This is a genomic window from Desulfuromonas thiophila, assembly GCF_900101955.1.
Taxonomy (GTDB): domain Bacteria; phylum Desulfobacterota; class Desulfuromonadia; order Desulfuromonadales; family Desulfuromonadaceae; genus Pseudodesulfuromonas; species Pseudodesulfuromonas thiophila.
On the sequence record NZ_FNAQ01000003.1, the window covers coordinates 251,100 to 272,758 of the forward strand.

The following is a 21,659-nucleotide window of genomic DNA, read 5'->3' on the forward strand; positions in this document are numbered from 1 at the left end:
TGGTTTCGCTTGTCGCCGGCCGCTGCTGGCAGCGGAACCTTCAGCCTGTTTGCTGTCAATAAAAAGGAGGCTCCCCATGCGCCGTACCAAGATCGTCTGTACCATTGGCCCGGCTTCGAGCGATCCGGTCATCCTGGAGCGCCTCATGCTGGCCGGCATGAACGTGGCGCGGCTCAATTTCTCCCATGGCGATCACGCTGGCCATGGTGCGCTGATCCGCAACCTGCGGGCCACGGCGTGCCGGCTCAAGCGGCCGGTGGCGATTCTGCAGGATCTGTGCGGCCCGAAGATCCGCCTGGGGGAACTGCCGGAGCAGGGCGTTCGTCTGCATGCCGACGACGCCATCAGTCTCAGCGCCAGCAGTGCGCGGGTGCCGGACAGTCTGCCGGTGGATTACGACCGTCTGTGTGACGATGTCCGTGTGGGCGATACCCTGATGCTGGCCGACGGCCAGATGGAACTGCGCGTTGAGCGGCTGGCCTGCCCGCAAGTGTTCTGCCGGGTGATCCGTGGCGGCACCGCCTATAGTCGTAAGGGAGTTAATCTGCCCAACACCGAATTGCAGATTGCTGCCTTTACCGCCAAGGACCGCGCCGATCTGGCTTTTGGTCTGCAGGTGGAGGTGGATGCTGTCGCTCTGTCCTTTGTCCGACGGGCCGAGGATCTACAGGAGGTGCGCCAGCAGATCGCCGCCAGCGGTTCCACTCCCCTGCTGATTGCCAAGATTGAAAAACCTCAGGCCCTGGAACACTTCGACGCCATTCTTGATCAGGTTGATGGTGTGATGATAGCTCGAGGGGATCTCGGGGTCGAGGTGCCGCTGGAGCGGGTGCCGGTGCTGCAAAAAGATCTGATCCGGCGGGCGCGCCAGCGCGGCCGATTGACCATTACTGCCACCCAGATGCTCTCCAGCATGGTCAGCAGCGCCCGGCCAACCCGGGCTGAAGCCACCGATGTGGCCAATGCCATCTACGATGGCACCGATGCCCTGATGCTGTCGGATGAAACCGCCTCGGGTGCCTTTCCGGTGGAATCCGCCCAGATGCTTGATCGCATCGCCCGCGCCACCGAGCCCCATCTTCCCACCAGTCTCGATATGGATCTGCCGCCCCTTGACCGCGAGGCCCCGGTGGCCTGTGCCATCGGTCGGGCTTGCGGTTGGCTGGCTGCAGACATCGGCGCCGCCGCCGTGCTGGCCTATACCCGTTCCGGCTTTACGGCCCGCTGTGTCGCTCGCTTTCGGCCGGCCTGCCCGGTGGTGGCTCTGACCCCGGATGCCAGTGTCTGCCGCCAGCTGAGTCTGATCTGGGGGGTTGAGCCGGTTGAGGTGCCGTCTCTCAACAGCACCGACGCCCTGTTTGTCTCGGCGCGCCGTTACAGCCTCAGTCAGGGGCTGGCGCGTCCTGATGACTGTGTGATTGTGACGGCTGGCACACCCTTATGGCAACCGGGGTCGACCAACCTGATCAAGGTGATTGAACTGGAAAAGGGGCTGGATGTGCGCCGTCAGGGTGAGTCGCCGGCATCTGGCAGCGAGGAAGTGTCATGAAGCGGCGCTGTGAGCAGCTGTTGCGCCAGGCGCTGACCGATCCCGATGCCGAGGTGCGGCGCCAGGCCAGCATGGCGCTGGAGGAGGTCGAGGCGCAGTTGAACCTGGCCCAGGTGCACAGGCAGTTCGCGCACCAGGATCCCGCTATGCGGGTGGCGGCGGTTCATGCCCTGGCCGAGATTGTCGCGCCGGCGGCGACGGAACTGCTGCGCCGGGCTCTGCAGGATGATGTGGCTGCCGTGCGCGCCGTGGCACTGCAGGTGGCGGGTCGCCGTTGCCCGCCGGGTTTGCTGGCGGCGGTGTTGCAGGCTTTGAAGGACAGTGATGCGGCGGTGGTTGCTTATGCCTGCCAGACGCTGGCGGCCTACGGCGATCGCCGGGTACTGCCCTATTTGCGGCTGCTGGCCGAGCGCGCTGACAGCGCCAGGCGGGCTGCCGCCCTGGCGGCGCTGGGACAGTTGGGGGATGCTGAGGCCTTGCCGCTGCTGACGGCGGCACTGGAGGATGGCGCGGCTCAGGTACGCAGTGGCGCGGTGCAGGGCCTGGCCCGTTTGGCGCTGCGTTGCGACCAGACGGCGAGCGGCGACGGCGATGAACTCGGCGTGGCGGGCCGCTGATCATTGCCGGCTAGAGCCAGTCGGCCGGCCGAATGCCGAGACGCAGGGGATCGACCTCGCCAGCCAGGTCTTCGCTGCTGTCGATCTGCCGGTCGTACGATGTGGTGAGCAGCTGGCCTTCGTCATCCCGCAGAATCCGCACCAGCGCCCGTTGGTTGTCGAGGCGGTCCTGATCAATGATCAGGCCGATTTCGTTGTTGACCAGCCGCACCAGCGTGCCGACGGGAAAATCGCCGAGGGTTTGTACCAGAGCTGCCACATAGTGCGGATGTAATTGGCTGCCGGCCAGCTGTTGCAGCAGTTGCAGGGCCTGTCGAGGACTGGAGGGACGGCGGTAGGCGCGTAGGGTGGTGAGGGCATCGTAGACATCGGCCACGGTGCAGATATCCACCAGCGGCGCATGGTCTGCCGCCAGTGCGACCTTTGGGTAGCCGTGGCGGTCGTAGTGCAGATGGTGACCCTGAATAATGGCGAGCACGGCAGGATCAATGTCATCCATGGCCTGGGCGATATCGGCGCCCAGCAGCGGATGGCGCTGCATCTGGGCGTATTCCTCGATCGACAGCGGCCCGGGTTTACGCAGAATCCGGCTGTCGATTTTCAACTTGCCCAGGTCATGCATGAGACAGCCGACGCCCAGTTGCTGCAGACGGTCGGCGCTAAGGCCACAGGCCTGGCCGATGGTCATGGCGACCACGGCGACATTGACCGAATGGCTGTAGGTATAATCGTCGAAGTCCTTGATTAGGGTCAGGGCAAAAAAGGCGTAGGGTGCCCGGATCAGTTCTTGCGCCATGCTGTCGACGGCCTGGCGCAGCGGACCACTGCGGGGCACTCCTCCCTGCAGAATCTGCTCACCCAGGTGGTTCACACAGCTCAGGGCTTTCTGGTAGGTCGTCCGTGGGGCATTGTGCCCGTCCTCGCTGGCACCGGTCAGTTCCAGACTGTGAATGGCATGGATGGCGGCGGCTGCCAGCTGCTGGTCGAACTGGTCGCCCTGCAGCTGGTTACTGGTGAACAGGGCGATGAAGTGGCAGAGCTGATCCGGGGTCAGGCTGGCAAGAATCTCAAACCCATCGATGTGATTGGTTTGTAACAGGTTGACGAGGGCTTTGGCGGCGGGATGGTCACTGAACAGTTCGTCGTTGATCAGCAGGGCGCCATCGTGCAACGCCAGCCGCAGTGGTCCCTGTTCATTGGTCTGGCGGTGCAGCTGCTGCCACAGCCGGTCGAGCAGTTTCAGGTTGAGCGGATGCTCGGCCGGGTAGAGGCGCAGACTGCTGAGCAGGGCGTTGAAGTCGAGCAAAAAAGCGGTAGCGCTCATCGGCCGGCTCCGGGTTTTTGCAATACCTGGCGGGCGGCTTCGGCTACGGCCCGGTCGGCATCGTGGCTGAGCTGCTGCAGTTGCTGGTCGACAGCGGCATCCCGCAGGCCGGTCAATGCCTCAATGGCGGCAAGACGCAGCTGCCGGTAGCGGTTGCGATGGAGCCAGGGGCGGTGGCCGGCGATGCGCTGCAGGCTGGCGCGGGCTGCCGGATCGGCCTGCTCGCCCAGGGCTTCAATGGCGCTGCGGCAGCACACCAATTCGCGTAGCAGGGGATCACGCTGGTTGATCTGCCACAGCAGGCGTTTCAGGGCGGCGGGATCGTTCTGACTGCCAAGAGCGCGCAGGGCCATGGGGGCCTGCGGGCAGGCGGGCGTATCCAGATAGCGCAGCAGCGCCTGGCAGGCGGCCGGTTGGCGGATGCGGGCCAGGGCGCGGATGGCTTCGCGCACGACGCGCTCGTCGCTGTGGTAGAGCTGCGCTGCCAGATCGTCAGTCAGGCGGACATCCCGGCTTTCGGCCAGAAGGACCAGGGCATTGCGCACCACGAACCAGCGCTCGTCATGCAGATGGCGGAGCAGGAGAGGCTGGATTTCAGTGATGCGCTGACTGAGCAGCTGACTGAGCAGGCGCCGGATCTGGGGGTCCTGTTCCTCGATCAGGCGCTGCCACAGCAGGGGGCCAGCCTGCTCGCCGAGCAGGCCGATGAGCCGCAAGGTCAGTGGCCGCTGCCGCTTGTCGTGGCTGACCAGGTCGAGCAGGAAATTCACCAGCCCGAGCTGGCTGAGGCGGTTGAGGGCATCGAGGCAGTGCTGACGGAAGAACGGACCGGTCTGATCGTTATGACACCAGAAATCCCATTGCTGCAGCGCCGGCAGGATTTGATCACGCTGGTGGCTGGTCAGCAGGCTCTGCACCGCCTGCAGCAGCAGCGCATGCTGCCGGGCGAAGTTCTGCCGGCTGGTGGGGCTGTCTTCATCAATCAGCTTCTGCAACAGCCGCAGCTGGCGTGACAGATCCGCTGGCAGGGGTGCTGCCTGGTTGCCGGCCTGGTTGGCGCTGCCGTCCGCGAAGCCGCTGTCCGCGGCGGTTTCGCCCTGGGCTTGCTGCCGCTCGCGGAGCTGCTGGCGGTAGCGCGCCGCTGTTGTCAGATCGAACTGGTTGAGCAGCAGACCGGTGACCCGGTGTTGCTCCAATTGGTGTTGCAGACCGCCGGCAGCGGTCATCTGGGCGGGTTCCATCAGCAGCAGCCGCACCAGGAGAAGGAGTTGGCGCTCGGTCAGATCGTCGAGCACGATCAGACTGGTGACCCGATGAACGAACAATCGGGTGGCCAGATCGGCCGGCAGGGTGGAGCCGCAGCGCAGCAATTGGCCCTCGCGCTCGAAACCCTGGCGTCGTACCTTCAGGAGCAGTCCTTCAGGCTGGCGTTGCAGCAACTGACGCATCAGGTCGATGGCCTGCCGCAGGGGCTGCTGCAGGGCGGGATGGCCGTCATGATAATAGCTGGCCAGCTTGAACAGGCGGGCCAGAGCTGCGAGGGACTGTTCCAGGGCGGGATCGCTGAAGGTTTCCATGAGGCGCCTGCTGCTGGTGGGAGCGGCTGGGGCAGCCGCCGACGAGAAAACGTTTCTACAATAAGAACTTTCGCCTTGCTTGTAAACCGTTGCAACCGGTCGTGGGCAAGGTTGCTGGTGAAATACCGCGGCACCGCCGGTAGGACGGTGCCGCGTGGGGGCAACGGCAGAGACGGGATGACGGGGGTGCTACAGGCTGCGGAACGCCTGAGCGGCGGCTTCGATGGTCTGGTCAAGATCGTCACGGCTGTGAGCAATGCTCATAAAGCCGGCTTCAAACTGGGATGGCGCCAGATTGATGCCCTGATCCAGCATGGCGCGGAAGAAGCGGCTGAAGGCGGCGGTGTCGCTGGTGCTGGCGTCGCTGAAGCTGTTGACCGGACCGGCACAGAAATAGGTGCAGAACATGCCGCCAACACGCTGCAGGCAGGTTGGCACGGGGCAGAGAGCGGCCGCCTGCTGCAGGCCGGCTTCGAGGTAGGCACTCTTTTCCTCGATCTGCTGGTAGAAGCCTTCCTGCTGCAGCAGTTCCAGCGTGGTGATGCCGGCGCTCATGGCCAGCGGATTGCCTGACAGGGTGCCCGCTTGGTAGATGCCGCCGACGGGCGAAAGCTGTTCCATCAAATCGCGCCGGCCGCCGAAGGCCCCTACGGGCAGGCCGCCACCGATGATCTTGCCCAGGCAGACCAGGTCGCCGTAGACACCGAAACGTTCTTGTGCCCCACCATAGGCCAGACGGAAGCCGGTCATGACTTCGTCAACGATCAGCAGGATGCCTTCAGTCGTGCAGAGTTCGCGCAGCCCTTCGAGAAAGCCCGGTAGAGGAGCGACGCAGCCCATGTTGCCGGCCACCGGTTCGAGGATGATGCAGGCGATCTGGCCCGGATTGGCGGCGACCAGCTGGCGGACTTCGGTCAGGTCGTTGTAGGTGGCGGTGAGGGTGTGGCGGGCAAAATCGGCCGGAATGCCAGGCGAAGTCGGTACGCCGAAGGTGGCGGCGCCACTGCCGGCCTTGACCAGCAGAGAGTCGGCGTGGCCGTGATAGCAGCCGTCGAACTTGAGAATCTTGTCGCGGCCGGTACAGCCGCGCGCCAGGCGGATGGCGCTCATGGTTGCTTCGGTGCCGGAGGAAACCATGCGCACCTGTTCGATGTTGGGGTAGGCGGCACAGACCATTTCGGCCAGCTGAACCTCCTTGGCGGTTGGCGCGCCATAGGAGGCGCCCAAACGGGCTGCTTCCTGAATGGCCTCCACCACCCGAGGATGACAGTGTCCCAGAATCATTGGCCCCCAGGAACCGACATAATCGATATAGCTCTGGCCGTCGGCATCGAAGATGCGGCTGCCGGCGGCTTTCTCAATGAACAGCGGATCGCAGCCGACGGATTTGAAGGCGCGGACCGGGCTGTTGACGCCACCGGGAATGACCTGTTTGGCCTGGGCGAAGAGGGCTTGAGACTTTTCGTGTTTCATGTTCTGTTCTCCTGCAGCGGATTTGAGAGGCAAGGCCTGTTGTGGTGACGTCGGCGGGTGCGCAGACAGGCGGCGACGCTAGCACGCGCTCACCGCCGGTGTCAAGTGTGCTGGCCAGCTAAGCCAATGGTTTCATGGGGTTATCGTAAACGGAGGGAAAATGGGCCTGGTGCTGGGGATCACTGGCGGTATCGCGGCGGGCAAGAGTACGGTCAGCCGGTTGCTGGCGCAGCGCGGCGCTGTGGTCGTCAGCGCCGATCAGCTGGCGCGGGAACTGGTGGCGCCGGGCCGGGCGGCCCTGCAGCGGCTGGTGGACTGTTTTGGTTCGGCCATCTTGCAGCCGGATGGCCAGCTTGATCGGGCCGGCCTGGGCGCCCTGGTATTCGCCGACACCGACCGGCGGCGTCAGCTGGAGGCGATCCTGCATCCGGCCATTGCCAGCCTGTCGCGCCGCCGTCTGCGTCAGGCCCGTCGTCAGGCGCCGCTGGTGGTCTATGAGGCCCCTTTGCTGTATGAGGTGGGGGCTGAAAAACGGGTTGATCGGGTACTGACGGTAACGGTGGATCCGGCTGTTCAGCTGCAGCGTCTGCAGCGGCGCGACGGCAGCACGGTTGAAGAGGCGCGTCGTAAGGTGGCAGCGCAGATGCCCCAGGCTGAAAAGGCGCGGCGGGCGGACTACGTTATTGACAACTCCACCGATCTGGCGGCGCTGCAGCGGCAGGTGGCGGCGTTGTGGCAGCGCCTGCAGGCGGAGGGGCTGCTTGCTGATGTGCGTGACTGACAGCCTGCAGAGCCCATGGAAGGGCGAACAAAAACCGCATTGATCCATCATGGCGTGATTGGCTGAGCCAGACGGAGATTGCCTGTTCGGCTGGCGCTGTTGAAGAAGCCCTGGACGGGCCTTGTTCAACCTTCTGCTGCTGTGGGCGCCTGCAACGGCAACGGCCGCTGGAATGGCGGCCGTTGCGGATCAAGCGAAGACGAGTGCGGGCTTCAGGCGCGGTAACCGAGGCGGGTGGACAGGTTCTCTGCCGCATCGACCACCAGCGGTGTCAGCTCACGGGTTATGCGTTCGTCGGTGAAGCGCATTGACGGGCCGGACAGGCTGATGGCGCCGACAATCCGGCGGGTGTAATCGCGAATGGGCGCGGCGATGCAGCGCACTCCGGGATCGAGCTCCTCGTTGTCATAGGCGTAGCCCTGCTGACCCACCTGCCGCAGTTCTTCCTTGAGCGCTGTGCGGCTGGTGATGGTGGTGGGGGTGAAGCCCGGCAGTTCGGCCGGCAGGCAACTGTCGAGTTCTTCGTCCGACAGGTAGGCCAGATGTACCTTGCCGGCGGCTGTGCAATAAGCCGGCAGACGCGAGCCGACCCGCGAAACCACCCGTACCGTCAGGTTGGTTTCTACCACGTCGAGGTACACGACATGGTTTTCCTTGAAGATTGCCACATAGGCGGTTTCGTTGCAGGCTTCGACCAGCTGTTCCAGACTCAGCTTGGCCTGGCGCAGCAGACCCATCTGCTTGATGAAGGTCTGTCCCAGCTCGAGGGACTTCAGGCCCAGCCGATAATTCTCGGTGGCGCGGTTCTGCTCGATATAGCCGCGCGACTCGAGTGTGGCCAGTAGCCGGAACACATTGTTTTTATGGAGCTTCAGGCGCTTGCTCAGCTCCGTCACGCCCAGCTCGTCGACATCGTCGTGAAACTGCTCCAGCAGATCCAGGGCGTGGGAGACGGCCTGAATAATATATTCGGACTTGTCTTTCTTGGCGGGCATGCGTCAATCCCCTTAACAAATAAAAGAACGGAACGGAAGACCGGGCCGGACTGGCTAAATGCGTCTATGTATAGAATCGCGTTTCATTTGTCAAGGGTTCGTGGTAGAAATTGCGACATCTGAGCCAGAAGACCCTTGAGCGCACCGGACGCAGTCGTCCGGTGCGTTTTGCTGACATTTTGGAAGACTATAAAATGTTGTTTTAAAAGAGTCAAGAGGTTAAGGGTCGATTCCGCTCCAGCACGGTCGTTTTCGTCAAAAGTGATGCCATGCTGACGGGATAGATGTCGGAATGAAAATATAACATGGCTCAGGCGAGGTGGGCGCAGGCGTGTGTCACGCGAGGTCTCGGGCTGTGCCGCTGATCGCTGTCGTTAGCCGGTGGAGGGCCGGCCGAGGCGTGGCCGGCCGGGCAGAGCGGCGTGGCTGGTCAGCCTTCCGTGGCGGTTTTGCGGATTTCCCGCAAAACGCTGGTTGCAAAACAGCCAGCCGGCAGGGAGAAGTGCACCATCAGGTCAGCGTCGGCGGCCTGACAGTGGCAGTCGGCCGGAAAAACGCGCAGAGGACGGCGTTCGCCGGTAAGATGCAGACCCTTAAGCGCGGTGAAGGCATCGGCAGGCAGCTGCTCCGCCACCAGCAACTGCTGTTCGAGGCGGGCCATGGCGCCTTCGCTGGTCAGTGCCCGACTGCCTGGCAACAGGCCGGCCGGACTGATCTCGCCGGCGTTGGCGCGGGGCTGCTCGGCGACGGCGTCACTCACCCGGAAACAGGCCCCCTTGGCGTGAATGTAGGCGATATCGCCTGGCCACAGCTGGCCGAGGCTGGTGAGGCGCTCTGTCACCAGCGTGTCGAAAAAGGCCGACTGCCAGGCGCTCAGATACAGCGCCAGGCGCTTGCGCGGCAGCCCCAGAACCGCCTGGCGCGGGCTGCGGCCCTGCTGCAGCTGCAGCAGCAGGCGGCGTTCATCGCGCATGGCGGCGGGCAGGGCGGCACAGGCGGTGGCCTGATCGCCGGCAGCGAAGGCCTCGGCCGCCTGGCGCCAGCGTTCGTTGGTGATACGGGCCGGCGGGCCGATGATTTCAGCCAGGGCGCGATCGAAATCCTGCTGCAGCAAGGCGCGACCGACCGCGGCATTGTTGCCCAGCACGCCGTAGCGTTGCGGACCGAAACGGTTTGGCACGCCCTGCTGCTGCAGCCGTTGGAGAATGGCCTCGGCGCGGCACGGCGCGTCGTTTTCCACTTGGCGCAGGCGAATGCTGAAACGGTTGCCGCGCAGGTGCCCAAGACGCAGTTTGTTGCCGTGGCGGCTCAGCTGCAGCAACCGCACCTGCGGCAGGGTCAGGGCTTCAAGCTGCTCGGCGCGGGCACCGGCGATGGACAACCACTGGCGGCTGCGGGCCTGGGTGTCCTTGAGGCCGGCATAGCCGAAACGGTCGCGTGGCAGGCGCAGGATCTGGCTGAGCTGCTCGACCAGGGCGAAGGTGCTCAGGCCCTCCTTCTCTACCAGCAGGTAGAGATGTTCGCCGCTGCCACAGGGCAGATAGGCGGGGATCTCCTCGACACAGAAATCCTCGGGCTGCTGTTTAAGCAGGCCACCGGTGCCGGCTAGATCGGCTGTCAGATAAGGAATCTTCATGGCCCGAGCTCCTGTCCGTTGGCCGGGTGTGGATGGCGGGTACGGAAGCCGGTCGGCAGTGCTGGTCGGTCGGCTTCGCTCAGCTGCAGTCCCGCCTGGCGGTGGCGGGCGATGAAGTAGATGGGCAGATTGCCGGCGAGAAAGCGGCGCATGTATTTCGACAGCGGGTAGCCGGGCAGGGCCGTGGTCACGGCGGTGGCGCCGGGCTGGACATAACCTTCGATTCCCGCCAGCAGGCAAGCCACCTGGTTGGCGTAGTTGGCCACGTCGCTGGCGAAGTGCAGACGGCCATCATCCGTCAGACAGCACAGCAGCAGGCGCAGAAAGTCACCATTGACCAGGCGGCGGTCGCGGTGGCGTTTTTTGGGCCAGGGGTCGGGACAATTGATGTAAACAGCGCTGAGGCTGTTGGCCGGGCAATGCTGGTGCAACAGGTAACGGGCCTCGACACGCAGTACCCGCACATGGTTCAGGCCGGCCTTTTCCAGCCGGCGGCAGGTTTTCAGACAGCCCTTATTGTAGATATCGATGGCGATAAAATTGGTCATCGGATTGGCGGCGGCCAGTTCGGCCATGAAATCGCCGATACCGCAGCCGATTTCCAGCGCCAGTGGCCGGTCGGGCTGGGCGAACAGCTGACGCAGATCGCGGCAGCCGATGAGCTGCTCTGGTGGCACGAACAGCGGCGAATGGATGGGGAGAATACGCTGGGTGGTGGCGGTTGTGGTCATAACCTCACGGAAATCCTGGCAGGATAAAGGAGCTGCGGCGGCGGACACCGCTGGCTGAGAGGCAGCAGGGCTGAAAATCGGCCGGAACCTAGCACAGGCCGGCAGCGATTGCAACGCGCAGCCACGCCGGCTGGCCGCAAAAAACATTGAAATCAGGCTTGGGCGCCGCTAGGCTAGCACCGTTTCCCAGCTCCGCGTGGTCCCCGCCGCCTGAGCCGATATTTGGCAGTGCCTTGCGCTGTCGTTCCTCCATTCAGATCGGCCGCTGCCGGCTGCCCGCAACCCGCTCGCCAGAGCCGCACAAGGAGAATTCCGCCCATGTTGATTGTCATGAATCAGGATGCCACATCGCAACAGATTGATGCTGTGACGGCGGCCGTTGCCGCCCTGGGCCTGCGTGCCGAACCGATTCCCGGCAGCAGCCGTACCGCCATTGGTGTGCTGGGCAACCAGGGCTACGTCGATGATGCGACCATTCGCAACCTGCCTGGTGTGCGCGAAACCCTGCACGTCAGCAAGCCCTACAAGCTGGTGTCGCGCGATTTTCATCCAGCTTCGACCCAGGTGCGGGTCGGTCCGGTGATCATTGGTGATGGCCAGCCGCCGGTGATGATGGCCGGTCCCTGTTCCATCGAAAGCGAGGCCCAGATGCTGGCCAGTGCCCGCATCGTCAGGGATGCCGGCGCCACCATCCTGCGTGGTGGCGCGTTCAAGCCGCGCACCGGCCCGCATAGTTTCCAGGGTCTTGGCGTCGAGGGTTTGAAATTGCTGCGTCAGGCCGGCGATGCCGTGGGCCTGCCGGTGGTGACCGAGGTCATGCGCATCGGCCAGCTTGAGGATGTCTGCCGCTATGCCGATCTGTTGCAGATCGGTGCGCGCAACATGCAGAACTTCGACCTGCTCAAGGAGGTTGGCCGGTTGCGTGTGCCGGTGCTGCTCAAACGCGGCATGAGTGCCACCATCGAGGAGTTTCTTGCTGCCGCCGAGTACATTGTCGCCGAGGGCAACGATCAGCTGATTCTGTGCGAGCGCGGCATCCGCACCTTCGAAACCGCCACCCGCAACACCCTCGATCTGTCGGTGGTGCCGCTGGTGCGTCAACTCAGTCATCTGCCCATCATTGTTGATCCCAGTCATGCCACCGGCCGTCGGCCACTGGTGCCGGTGATGGCGCAGGCGGCGCTGGTGTGCGGCGCTCATGGCCTGATGGTGGAGGTGCATCACGATCCGGCCCATGCCCTGTGCGACGGTGCCCAGAGTCTTGACGGCCCGCAGTTCGCCCGCCTGATGGGCCAGCTGGCGCAGCTGACCGCGTTTCTGCGTGATCAGCGTGCGGCGGAGACCGGCGCGGCGTGCTGAATCTGCAGGAGCTGATGGCCCAACTCAATGCCTTTGTCTGGGGGCCGGTGATGCTGGCCCTGCTGGTTGGCACCGGTCTGTGGTTGAGTCTGCGGCTTAAGGGTATTCAGTTGCGTTGTCTGCCGCGGGCCTTGCGGCTGGTATTCGGCCGCCGGCCGGCCGCCGGCGCCGGTGACATCTCGCCGTTTCAGGCCCTGACCACCGCCCTGGCCGCCACCATTGGCACTGGCAACATCGCCGGGGTTGCCACGGCCATCTATTTGGGCGGGCCGGGCGCCATCTTCTGGATGTGGCTCTGTGCCCTGGTGGGCATGGCCACCAAGTACGCCGAGGCGGTGCTGGCGGTGCATTTCCGTGAACAGTTGCCCGATGGCACCATGCAGGGCGGCCCCATGCGCTATCTCAGCGTCGGTCTTGGTCTGCCCTGGTTGGGGCTGCTGTTTGCCCTGATGGGCAGTGTGGCCGCTTTCGGCATCGGCAGCATGGTCCAGTCCAACTCGGTCGCCGTGGCTTTGCAGGCCAGCTTTCAGGTGCCGCCGCTGCTGACCGGACTGGGGCTGGGGCTGGCCAGTGCCCTGGTGATCCTCGGCGGTATTCATCGCATCGGCCGGGTGACGGAAAAGCTGGTGCCGCTGATGGCGCTGTCGTACATGGTGGCGGCTCTGGTCATCCTGCTGAAAAACGCGGCGGCCATTCCTGCTGCCCTGGCCCTGATTTTCAGCCATGCCTTCGCGCCGGCGGCGGCCAGCGCTGGCTTCGCCGGTGCCACGGTGGCCATGGCCATCCGCTTTGGTGTCGCTCGCGGGGTGTTCTCCAACGAGGCCGGCCTGGGCAGCGCTCCCATCGCCCATGCTGCCGCCCGTACCGACAGCCCGGTGCGGCAGGGTTTGATCGCCATGACGGGTGTTTTTTTCGATACCCTGATCGTCTGCAGCCTGACGGCGCTGGTCATCCTGACCTCCGGTTTGTGGGACAGCGGCGAACGCTCCAGCGCCCTGACGGCGCTGGCGTTCGAGGCGGCTCTGCCGGGTGCCGGTGCCCTCATCGTCACCCTCGGGCTGGTGGTGTTTGCTTATTCGACCATGCTGGGCTGGGCCTATTATGGTGAGCAATGCATCGAATATGTTTTCGGCTTGCGCGCCCGGCTGCCGTACCGGCTGCTGTTTTGTCTGGTGATTGTCTGGGGGGCGCTGGAGAAGATTGGTCTGGTGTGGGACTTCTCCGACGCCATGAACGGCGCCATGGCCATTCCCAATCTGATCGGTCTGATTGGTCTGTCGGGGCTGGTGGCCCGTCTGACGCGCCAGGCCTTTGCCTCCGGTGAGCTTCGATGACCCCTGCGACGCCAGCGACTGACGGCTGGGTCGAGGTGGCGCTGCTGGCGCCCCTGCCGGCACTGACTTATGCTGTGCCGGCCGAACTGGCCGCCGCTGCCGTGGCGGGTCGACGGGTGCGGGTGCCACTGGGCCGGCGCACGGTGCTGGGCGTGGTGCTGGGGCCGCAGGCGCAGGCGCCGATCGGTTGTCGCATTCGGCCGCTGACGCAACTGCTCGATAATGGGCCGGTGCTGCCGCCGGAGCTGCTGGCTTTTTTGCGCCGGGCCGCCGCCTACTATGCCTGTCCGCTGGGGCTGGCACTGAAGACGGCCCTGCCGCAAGCACTCAGTGGGCTGCAGCCACCACCAACGCAGGAGGAAAACCATTATCGCTGCCTTGTGACCGACCCGCCACTGCGTGGCCGGCTGCAGCAGGAACTGGTGGCATTCATTGCCGAACGGGGCACGGTGAGTCTGACCGCCTTGCGCGGCCGCTTCGCTCAACCCCACGCGGCCCTGCGGCGGCTGGAACAGTTGGGGGTGCTGGTTTGCGAGCGTCAGTCTCGTCCCCATGATCCCTTTGCCTGTCAGCCCTGTCAGCCTGAAGCGGCGCCGGCGCTGACCGCGGCCCAGCAGCAGGCCCTGAAGGCGGTGACAGCGGCACTGCGGGCCGGTGGCTTCGCGCCTTTTTTGTTGCACGGCGTTACCGGCAGCGGCAAAACCGAGGTGTATCTGCAGGCCATTGCCGAGGTGTTGCGGCAGGGACGTCAGGCCCTGGTGCTGGTGCCGGAGATCGCCCTCACGCCGCAGCTGGTCGGCCGCTTTCGCGCCCGTCTCGAAGCTAAAGGGGCTCGTATCGGCGTGCTGCATTCGGCGCTGGCCGGCTCGGAGCGCTATGCGGTCTGGCAAGGGGCCGCTGCCGGAACGCTGGACATTGTCATCGGGGCCCGTTCGGCCCTGTTCGTGCCGCTGGCCCGCCCAGGCATACTGGTGGTGGACGAGGAGCAGGACGACAGCTACAAACAGGCCGAGGGGTTTCGCTACCATGCCCGCGATCTGGCGCTGCTGCGGGCCCAGATGGCGGCGGTGCCGGTGCTGCTGGGCAGTGCTACCCCGGCCCTGACCAGCTACCAACGCGCCCGCAGCGGCGCCTGGCATTATCTGGAACTGGCCGAGCGGGTCAATGCCCGGCCGCTGCCGACCATGGAAATCGTTGATCTCTCCGCTGTGCCACGCGCCGAGGGGCCGCTGTCGCCACCGTTGTGCACGGCTCTGGCGGAAACCCTGCAGCGGGGCGAACAAAGCCTGTTGCTGCTCAACCGGCGCGGTTTCGCCCCTTTTTTACTCTGTCAGGATTGTGGCCATTGTCCGCGTTGTCCCAATTGTGACATCAGCCTCACCTGGCACCGGGCCGAAGGCCGGTTGCGCTGCCACTACTGCGATTACCGTATCGTGCCGGCGGATTGCTGTCCCGTCTGCGGCGGTGCCACCTTCGAGCCGGCCGGTGTTGGCACCGAACAGCTCGAAGCGCTGCTGCGCGAACGGTTCCCGGCGGCCCGCATTGCCCGCATGGATCGCGACAGTACCCGCGCCAAGGGCGCCCAGCAGCTGCTGGTCGAGCAGATGAGCCGGCGCCAGGTTGATATCCTCGTCGGCACCCAGATGGTGGCCAAGGGCCACGATTTCGCTGCCGTTACCCTGGTGGGCATTATTGATGCCGATGCCGCCCTGAACATCCCGGATTTTCGCGCCGCCGAGCGCAGCTTCGCCCTGCTGGCCCAGGTAGCCGGCCGTGCCGGCCGCGCTGAATTGCCCGGCCGGGTGCTGGTGCAGACCCGCTGCAGCGATCATCCGGTGCTTGGCTGCGCCCTGACCCAGGATTACGCCGCCTTTTGTGCTCAGGAACTGCCCCAACGACAGCTGCTTGGTTATCCACCCTATGGCTACCTGGTGAACCTGGTGCTGTCGGCGCTTGACCGGGTGCTGGTGGAGCGCCACGCTGCTGCCCTGGCGGCCGCCTTGCGGCTGCCGGCCGGAGTCGAACTGCTGGGGCCGGCGCCCTGTCCCCTGTTCCGCCTGCGCAACCGCTACCGGTTGCAGATTCTGCTCAAAGCCACTGAGCGGCCGCCCTTGCGCCGTCTGCTGGCTCAGGTGCAGCAAGAGGTGGCGCAGTTGCCGGCGCGGGTGCGGCTGGCGATCGACGTCGATCCCTGCGACATGCTGTAACCTGTAACCGGCCGGTGGCAGATGGTTGCTGCTTTCTGGCTGATCGTGGCTGGAAACGGCCGCAATCGACCTTTCATCGGGTTCCGATGATTCCCCAGCTGGGGGCAGCGGCTGCTGATTGCTTGATAGCGGAGGAAAATCATGACGGTGAATCGATTTCGCCTGGGGATGGTTGTTCTGCCTGTGTTGTTGATGGGGCTGCTGAGTGGTTGCCAGAGTGCCTATTTCGCCACCATGGAGAAGTTCGGCGTGCACAAACGCGATATTCTCGTCGAGCGGGTGGAACAGGCGCGGGAAAGTCAGCAGCAGGCCAAGGAGCAATTCCAGTCGGCGCTGGAGGCCTTCAGTGCCTTGACCGGTTTCGATGGTGGCGAGCTGGAGCGCCGCTACAAGACGTTGCGGGATCAGCTGCAGGCCAGCGAGGAGCAGGCGGCCCAGGTGCGTGAGCGGATTGTCGCTGTCGAACAGGTTGCCGCGGCGCTGTTCGATGAATGGCAGGAGGAGCTGGATCAGTACAAGAGCGCCAGCCTGCGCCGTTCCAGCGAGCAGCAGTTGCGCGATACCCGTAATCGTTGCGATCAGCTGGTGCGCAGCATGCGGCGGGCCGAACAGCATATTGAGCCGGTGCTGGAACCCTTGCGTGACCAGGTGCTTTATCTCAAACACAATCTCAATGCCCGGGCCGTGGCGGCCCTGCGCAACGAACTGGAGGGCATTCAGACGGATGTCCGTCGGCTGGTTCGCGAACTGGAGCAGGCGGTGGACGAGGCGGACCGCTTCATCCGCCAGATGGAGCCGGCCGGCCAGGCTGCCAAATAATCCTGAACAGAAGGAGAACCACGGATGTTAGTGACCGTATCGGCGTTGTCACTGCTGCTGATGACAGGGAGCGGCCCCAGCGGACAGGAGATGCCCTTTGTCAAGCCGTCGCCAGCCCAACTGCGCCTTCAGCTGGGTGAATTGGCCTACCGGGTCACCCAGGAAGAGGCGACCGAGCCACCCTTCAGCCATCCCTATGCCGCCAGCACGGCCGAAGGCCTTTATGTCGATGTGGTTTCAGGTGAGCCGTTGTTCAGTTCCCGCGACAAATTCGATTCCGGTACTGGCTGGCCCAGTTTCTGTCGTCCCCTGTTTGCCGAGGCCGTGGTGGAGAAAGAGGATCACCGCCTGTTGCGCCCCCGCATCGAGGTGCGCAGCCGCCAGGCGGATTCCCATCTGGGCCATGTTTTTGCCGACGGCCCGCCGCCGACCCGTCGCCGCTACTGCATCAACGGCGTCGCCCTGCGGTTTGTGCCGCGCGAGCGGCTGGAGCAGGAAGGCTATGGTCGTTGGCGCGAACGGTTTACACCATGAGCTGGCGATTACAGACCCGGCCGTGCCGGTGTCGGTTTCGTCCGTCGGCCTGGGCTCAGGCGCTGCTGTTGACATTGATACTGGCGCTTTCGGCCTGCGCCCCCAAGCCTGCGCCCGTGCCTGAAGCACTGCCCCCAGTCAGTGCGGCGCGTCCCGCGCCGCCGGCCGCCGCTGAGCCCTACCGGCCGGTTCGCTTTGCCGATCTGCCCGGCTGGCAGCAGGACGATCAGCTCGGGGCGCTGCGGGCCTTCCGGCGCAGCTGCCGCTCGCTGCGCTGGCGTGACGGCTGGGCCGATCTGTGTCGCCGGGCGGCGGTGTTGCCGGAACAACCCGAAGCGATCCGGGCCTTTTTTGAGCAGGAGTTTACTCCCTGGCAGTTGCAGCAGGAGGACGGCCAGCCCGAAGGCGAGTTGACCGGCTACTATATTCCGGATGTCGAGGGTCGCCGTCAGCCGGATGAGGAGTTTCGCTACCCGCTCTATGCCCGACCCGATGATCTGCTGATCATCGATCTGACGGCGGTCTATCCCGAACTTAAGGGCTACCGCCTGCGGGGCCGGCTCGAAGGCAACCGGGTGCTGCCCTATTTCGCGCGGGCCGAGATTGAGACCGATCAGCCGCCGCTGCGGGGCAGCGAGCTGTTCTGGCTGAAGGATCCGGTGGCACTGTTTTTTCTGCAAATCCAGGGCTCGGGCCGGATACTGCTGCCCGGCGGTGAGCGGGTGCTGATACAGAACGCCGACCAGAACGGTCATCCCTTCCGCTCGATCGGCAAGCTGCTGCTCGACAGCGGCGAGATGCGCCGGCACCAGATGTCGCAGCAGAACCTGTCGCGCTGGGCGCGCGAAAACCCCGGCCGGGTACGGCAGCTGCTCAACGAAAACCCCAGCTATGTGTTTTTCCGGGTTGTCGAAAACAGCAGCGATGGCCCAACCGGTGCTCAGGGGGTGCCGCTGACCGCGCGCCGCAGCCTGGCTGTCGACCCGCGCTTTGTGCCGCTGGGCGCTCCGGTTTATCTGACGAGTCGCTGGCCGAAAAGTGGTGAGCCGCTGCAGCGTCTGATGATCGCCCAGGATGCCGGCGGCGCCATCAAGGGGCGCGTGCGGGCCGATTTTTTCTGGGGCATGGGCGATCAGGCCGGCTTTTACGCTGCCCGCACCAAGTTCCCCGCCCGGCTCTGGCTGCTGTGGCCGCAGGGGCGCGCGCCGGGCCGTTAATGTCCCTCTTGCCAATTTTCAGATTCGGGAGGATAGTAGCGCCGCGTTCCGGCCTGCGCCTGCCGGAGTGTTGCTGTTATCAACCCCTTGTCGGATCGAAGAGAGTCATGTCCCTGAATTCGTTCTGGATGGCCCGCACCCTGCGGACAGTCGCCCTGTTTTTCCTGACCCCGTTGCTGTCGGCCTGTTTGCCGGAATATCTGTTGGTTGAACAGCCGGACTGGCAGCAACTGCAGCAGCGGGTACAACAGCAGCAGCAACAGCTTGATCGGTTGCAGGACGAGCTGGGCCAGACCCAGCAGACCCTGCGGGCAGCGCACCTGGAGGTTAACGAAGGGCTGCGTGAACTCGATGAACGCCAGCGCGACCAGTTGCAGCGCCAGATGCAGTGGGAGGATCAGGTTCGCGCCCTGCGTATCGTGGCTGCCGAGCCCAAGGCCACGGCCAGCCGACCGGCGCCAGCGCCGCCGGCGCCTTTGCGGGTGGCACGCGATAAACAGGTGGTTGGCGCCATTGAGCATGTCTATCTGGCGCCGCCTGGTGTGGTGCTGCCGGCGCGCATCGATACCGGTGCCACCACCTCGTCCCTTGACGCGCGCAATCTGGAGATTTTCGAGCGTAACGGCGCGCCCTGGGTGCGTTTTATGCTGGTGAACCCGGAGAACAACAAGGAAACCCTGCTCGAAAGCCGGGTGGTCCGCTTTGTCCGCATTTTGCAGTCCAATACCGACGATTCCGAGCGCCGGCCGGTGGTGGAGCTGGGTGTGACCATCGGCAAGGTGAACCAGAACGCCGAATTTACCCTGTCGGATCGCAGCCATATGGATTTCCCGGTGCTGATTGGCCGCAATGTGCTGCTGGATATGATGCTGGTCGATGTCAGTGAGGAGAATATCGCCCCGCCTCATCAGCCGGCCAAACCCGCGATTGGCAAGGGCAGCAAATAATGAATTCGCGCCTGTTTTTCTATCCAATGGTGTTGCTGCTGATCGTCGCTGGCCTTCTGACGGCCTGGTTGCGCCACGAACGCATGGGCATTCCCTTTGTGCCGGGGGTGCAGACGCCCATCTGGCTGGTGGAGGCCCGGGTCGATTTTACCGCCAAGGGCGAGCCGGTCACCATCAGCCTGGATCTGCCCGATAATCCGCCGGGTTTTTCGCTGTCCGACGAGCAGACCGCTTCGCCGGGCTACGGTTTTGCCGTGCTTGAGCGCAGCAGCGACCGCCGTGGTGAATGGTCGATTCGCACGGCGCGTGGTCCGCAGGTGTTGTACTACAAGGTGCAGGCTGTGCCGCTGGCCACCGCTCCGGCTGCGGTCGGGGAGGAAGTGCCGGCGCCACCGGAGGCGGCGCTGTGGAGTGCCGCCGAGTCCCTGGCGGCGCAACAGTTGCTGGAAACAGCCTATCAGCAATCGAGTGATCCGGTGAGCATGACCCGGGCGCTGATCCAGCAACTGCTCGCGCCGGTGCCGGACCAGAACGCCACCCTGCTGCTGGGTCAGACCCTGCTGCCCCAGTTGTTGCAGAAACTGCTGCACACCGCCGGTATTCCCGCCCGCATCGCCATGGGGCTGCAACTGGAGGATGGCCGCCGCAACCAGCAGCTGACGCCGGTGCTGGAGATCTATCACCAGCAGCGCTGGCTGCCGTTCGATCTGCGCACCGGTGCCCAGGGTCTGCCGCAGGATTTTCTGCTCTGGCATCAGGGCAGCCGCTCCCTGCTTGATGTGCAGGGCGCCTATAACTCACGGGTGCGCTTTTCCATGCTGCGGCAGAGCCTCTCAGCGGTACAGCTGGCCCACACCACCACCGAGGAGTCGAAGCTGGCCTTCTTCGGCGTTCACAAGCTGCCGGTGGAGGAACAGAACATGCTCAAAACCCTGCTGGTGCTGCCGCTGGGAGTGCTGGTGATGGTGTTCATGCGGGTTCTGGTCGGGCTCAAAACCGCCGGTACCTTCATGCCGGTGCTCATCGCCCTGTCGTTCTACCAGACGGCCCTACTGCCGGGCCTGACCGGTTTTATCGCCATTGTCGCGCTGGGCCTGCTGCTGCGCGGCTATCTGTCGGCCCTGAACCTGCTGCTGGTGGCGCGGATCTCCACCATTGTCATCATCGTCATCTTTATCGTGCTGTTTTTGAGTCTCACCGGTTACCAGTTGGGCTACAACACCGGCATGACGGTCACCTTCTTTCCCGTCATTATCGTGGCCTGGACCATCGAGCGCATGTCGATTCTGTGGGAGGATGAAGGCCCGCGTGAGGTGATCATTCAGGGCGGCGGCAGCTTGCTGGTGGCCGTTTTCGGCTATCTGCTGATGACCTGGCCGCTGATGGCGCACCTGAGCTTTCACTTTCCCGAGATCAACCTGATCATTGTGGCGCTGATTCTGTTGATGGGGCATTATACCGGCTATCGCCTGCTGGAACTGCGCCGTTTCCGTTCCATGCTGCCGAGGTCCTGACCGTGAGCTGGTTCATTTCGCCCGCGCGCCTGCGCGAACTCGGCATTCTGGGAATGAACTGTCGCAATATCGACTTCATCAGCCGTTACAACCCGCGTCAGCTCTATACCCTGGTGGATGACAAGCTCAAGACCAAGCAACTGGCCCGCCGCAATGGCATTCCGGTGCCGCCGTTGCGTTTTGTCGTGCGTGAGCAGTACCGCATCCGCCAGGTTGGTCGCTGGTTCGACAATCTCAACGGCTTTGCCGTCAAGCCGACCAAGGGTTCCGGCGGGCGCGGTATCCTGATCATCAAGGGGCGTGACGGCGAGGCCTTTGTCAAGTCTTCCGGCGTTCATTTGCAGCCGGAGGATCTCAAACGCCATCTGTCCAATATCCTCGCCGGTCTCTATTCGTTGGCCGGAACCCCGGACCAGGTGATGGTGGAGGAGCTGATCTCGTTCGATGCGCGCTTTGCCAACTATTCCTACGAGGGCGCGCCCGATATCCGCGTCATCGTGTTCCAGGGTTACCCGGTGATGGCCATGCTGCGTCTGGCGACACGGGCTTCCGATGGCAAGGCCAACCTGCACCAGGGTGCCGTCGGTGTGGGGCTTGATATCGCCACCGGTCGCTGCCTCAAGGCGGTGCAGTACAGCCGGCCGCTGAGCGTCCATCCCGATACCGGTTGCGCCTTCGACCAGATCGAACTGCCCGAATGGCCGGAGATTCTGCGGCTGGCGGCGCGCTGCAACGAGATGACTGGCCTGGGCTATCTGGGTACCGACTTCATTCTCGATGAAAAGCGCGGCCCGCTGTTGCTCGAACTCAACGCCCGGCCCGGTCTGGCGATCCAGGTGGCCAATGGCAGCGGTCTGCTGCCGCGGCTGCGCCGCATCGAGCAGCTGCGCAAACGTCATGTCCGGGTCGAGGACCGGGTGCGGTTCGCCATGGAGGCCTTTGGCCAGCCGCAGCTGACACCCTGAAGCGGAGGACACCCCGCCGTTGCCGCTTTGCCGCGACCACAAAAAAAGCGCTCCCGCATTGAGGAGCGCTTTTTTTGTGG

The 21,659-nt window shown here is 64.3% G+C and carries 18 protein-coding genes; 12 read left to right on the forward strand and 6 right to left on the reverse strand.

The genetic code is table 11. The features are described from left to right. Positions 1-76 precede the first annotated feature (76 nt). Both pyk and BLR80_RS05055 read left to right on the forward strand, forming a co-directional pair. Positions 77-1,549 (forward strand): pyruvate kinase, encoded by a 1,473-nt coding sequence (gene pyk / locus BLR80_RS05050; protein WP_092076895.1) that lies wholly within the window; start codon positions 77-79, stop codon positions 1,547-1,549. Beyond that, a complete protein-coding gene (locus BLR80_RS05055) occupies positions 1,546-2,166 on the forward strand; it encodes a HEAT repeat domain-containing protein (RefSeq protein WP_092076897.1) in 621 nt (206 codons plus the stop codon). The genes pyk and BLR80_RS05055 overlap by 4 nt, the downstream gene beginning before the upstream one ends. Positions 2,167-2,176: 10 nt before the next feature. On the opposite strand, the gene BLR80_RS05060 is transcribed toward BLR80_RS05055, so the two are convergent. The 3 genes from BLR80_RS05060 to hemL form a co-directional block, all read right to left on the reverse strand. Continuing rightward, positions 2,177-3,490 carry an HD-GYP domain-containing protein gene (locus BLR80_RS05060; RefSeq protein WP_092076899.1) on the reverse strand — a complete coding sequence of 438 codons (1,314 nt, stop codon included), beginning with the start codon at positions 3,488-3,490 and terminating at the stop codon, positions 2,177-2,179. Beyond that, the gene (locus BLR80_RS05065; protein WP_092076901.1) at positions 3,487-5,067 is read right to left on the reverse strand and encodes a HEAT repeat domain-containing protein; all 1,581 of its coding nucleotides are present in this window, start codon (positions 5,065-5,067) and stop codon (positions 3,487-3,489) included. Before BLR80_RS05065 ends, BLR80_RS05060 begins: the two co-directional genes overlap by 4 nt. A 189-nt stretch (positions 5,068-5,256) precedes the next feature. After that, positions 5,257-6,540, reverse strand: a complete 1,284-nt coding sequence (hemL, locus tag BLR80_RS05070) for a glutamate-1-semialdehyde 2,1-aminomutase (protein ID WP_092076903.1) — start codon at positions 6,538-6,540, stop codon at positions 5,257-5,259. Between the two features lie 160 nt (positions 6,541-6,700). Here hemL and coaE point away from each other — a divergent pair, with 160 nt between their 5' ends. After that, on the forward strand, positions 6,701-7,321 hold the full coding sequence (gene coaE, locus BLR80_RS05075; RefSeq protein ID WP_171906318.1) for a dephospho-CoA kinase: 621 nt from the start codon (positions 6,701-6,703) through the stop codon (positions 7,319-7,321). Between the two features lie 212 nt (positions 7,322-7,533). Here the strand turns inward: coaE and BLR80_RS05080 are convergent, their stop codons facing one another. The 3 genes from BLR80_RS05080 to trmB form a co-directional block, all read right to left on the reverse strand. Beyond that, positions 7,534-8,316 carry an IclR family transcriptional regulator gene (locus BLR80_RS05080; protein WP_092076905.1) on the reverse strand — a complete coding sequence of 261 codons (783 nt, stop codon included), beginning with the start codon at positions 8,314-8,316 and terminating at the stop codon, positions 7,534-7,536. Positions 8,317-8,746: 430 nt separating this feature from the next. Next, on the reverse strand, positions 8,747-9,952 hold the full coding sequence (gene truD / locus BLR80_RS05085) for a tRNA pseudouridine(13) synthase TruD (RefSeq protein WP_092076907.1): 1,206 nt from the start codon (positions 9,950-9,952) through the stop codon (positions 8,747-8,749). Then, positions 9,949-10,683, reverse strand: coding sequence for a tRNA (guanosine(46)-N7)-methyltransferase TrmB (gene trmB, locus BLR80_RS05090; protein ID WP_092076909.1), 735 nt, complete (start codon positions 10,681-10,683; stop codon positions 9,949-9,951). The genes truD and trmB overlap by 4 nt, the downstream gene beginning before the upstream one ends. 318 nt (positions 10,684-11,001) lie before the next feature. Between trmB and aroF the strand changes: the two genes are divergently transcribed. The 9 genes from aroF (at position 11,002) to BLR80_RS05135 (ending at position 21,579) form a co-directional block, all read left to right on the forward strand. Then, the gene (aroF, locus tag BLR80_RS05095; RefSeq protein ID WP_092076912.1) at positions 11,002-12,042 is read left to right on the forward strand and encodes a 3-deoxy-7-phosphoheptulonate synthase; all 1,041 of its coding nucleotides are present in this window, start codon (positions 11,002-11,004) and stop codon (positions 12,040-12,042) included. A gap of 14 nt (positions 12,043-12,056) precedes the next feature. After that, the gene (locus tag BLR80_RS05100) at positions 12,057-13,376 is read left to right on the forward strand and encodes an alanine/glycine:cation symporter family protein (protein ID WP_092076985.1); all 1,320 of its coding nucleotides are present in this window, start codon (positions 12,057-12,059) and stop codon (positions 13,374-13,376) included. Continuing rightward, positions 13,373-15,583, forward strand: coding sequence for a replication restart helicase PriA (priA, locus tag BLR80_RS05105; RefSeq protein ID WP_092076914.1), 2,211 nt, complete (start codon positions 13,373-13,375; stop codon positions 15,581-15,583). The genes BLR80_RS05100 and priA overlap by 4 nt, the downstream gene beginning before the upstream one ends. A gap of 141 nt (positions 15,584-15,724) precedes the next feature. Continuing rightward, positions 15,725-16,402, forward strand: coding sequence for a DUF2959 domain-containing protein (locus tag BLR80_RS05110; protein WP_216095173.1), 678 nt, complete (start codon positions 15,725-15,727; stop codon positions 16,400-16,402). 24 nt (positions 16,403-16,426) lie between these two features. Continuing rightward, positions 16,427-16,936 carry a peptide-methionine (R)-S-oxide reductase MsrB gene (gene msrB, locus BLR80_RS05115; protein WP_092076918.1) on the forward strand — a complete coding sequence of 170 codons (510 nt, stop codon included), beginning with the start codon at positions 16,427-16,429 and terminating at the stop codon, positions 16,934-16,936. 116 nt (positions 16,937-17,052) lie between these two features. Beyond that, the gene (mltA, locus tag BLR80_RS05120; protein WP_245691346.1) at positions 17,053-18,153 is read left to right on the forward strand and encodes a murein transglycosylase A; all 1,101 of its coding nucleotides are present in this window, start codon (positions 17,053-17,055) and stop codon (positions 18,151-18,153) included. 107 nt (positions 18,154-18,260) lie between these two features. Next, positions 18,261-19,100 carry an ATP-dependent zinc protease family protein gene (locus BLR80_RS05125; protein ID WP_216095174.1) on the forward strand — a complete coding sequence of 280 codons (840 nt, stop codon included), beginning with the start codon at positions 18,261-18,263 and terminating at the stop codon, positions 19,098-19,100. Further along, positions 19,100-20,614, forward strand: coding sequence for an inactive transglutaminase family protein (locus BLR80_RS05130; protein ID WP_092076922.1), 1,515 nt, complete (start codon positions 19,100-19,102; stop codon positions 20,612-20,614). Before BLR80_RS05125 ends, BLR80_RS05130 begins: the two co-directional genes overlap by 1 nt. A gap of 2 nt (positions 20,615-20,616) precedes the next feature. Next, positions 20,617-21,579, forward strand: coding sequence for an alpha-L-glutamate ligase-like protein (locus tag BLR80_RS05135; RefSeq protein WP_092076924.1), 963 nt, complete (start codon positions 20,617-20,619; stop codon positions 21,577-21,579). Positions 21,580-21,659 lie beyond the last annotated feature (80 nt).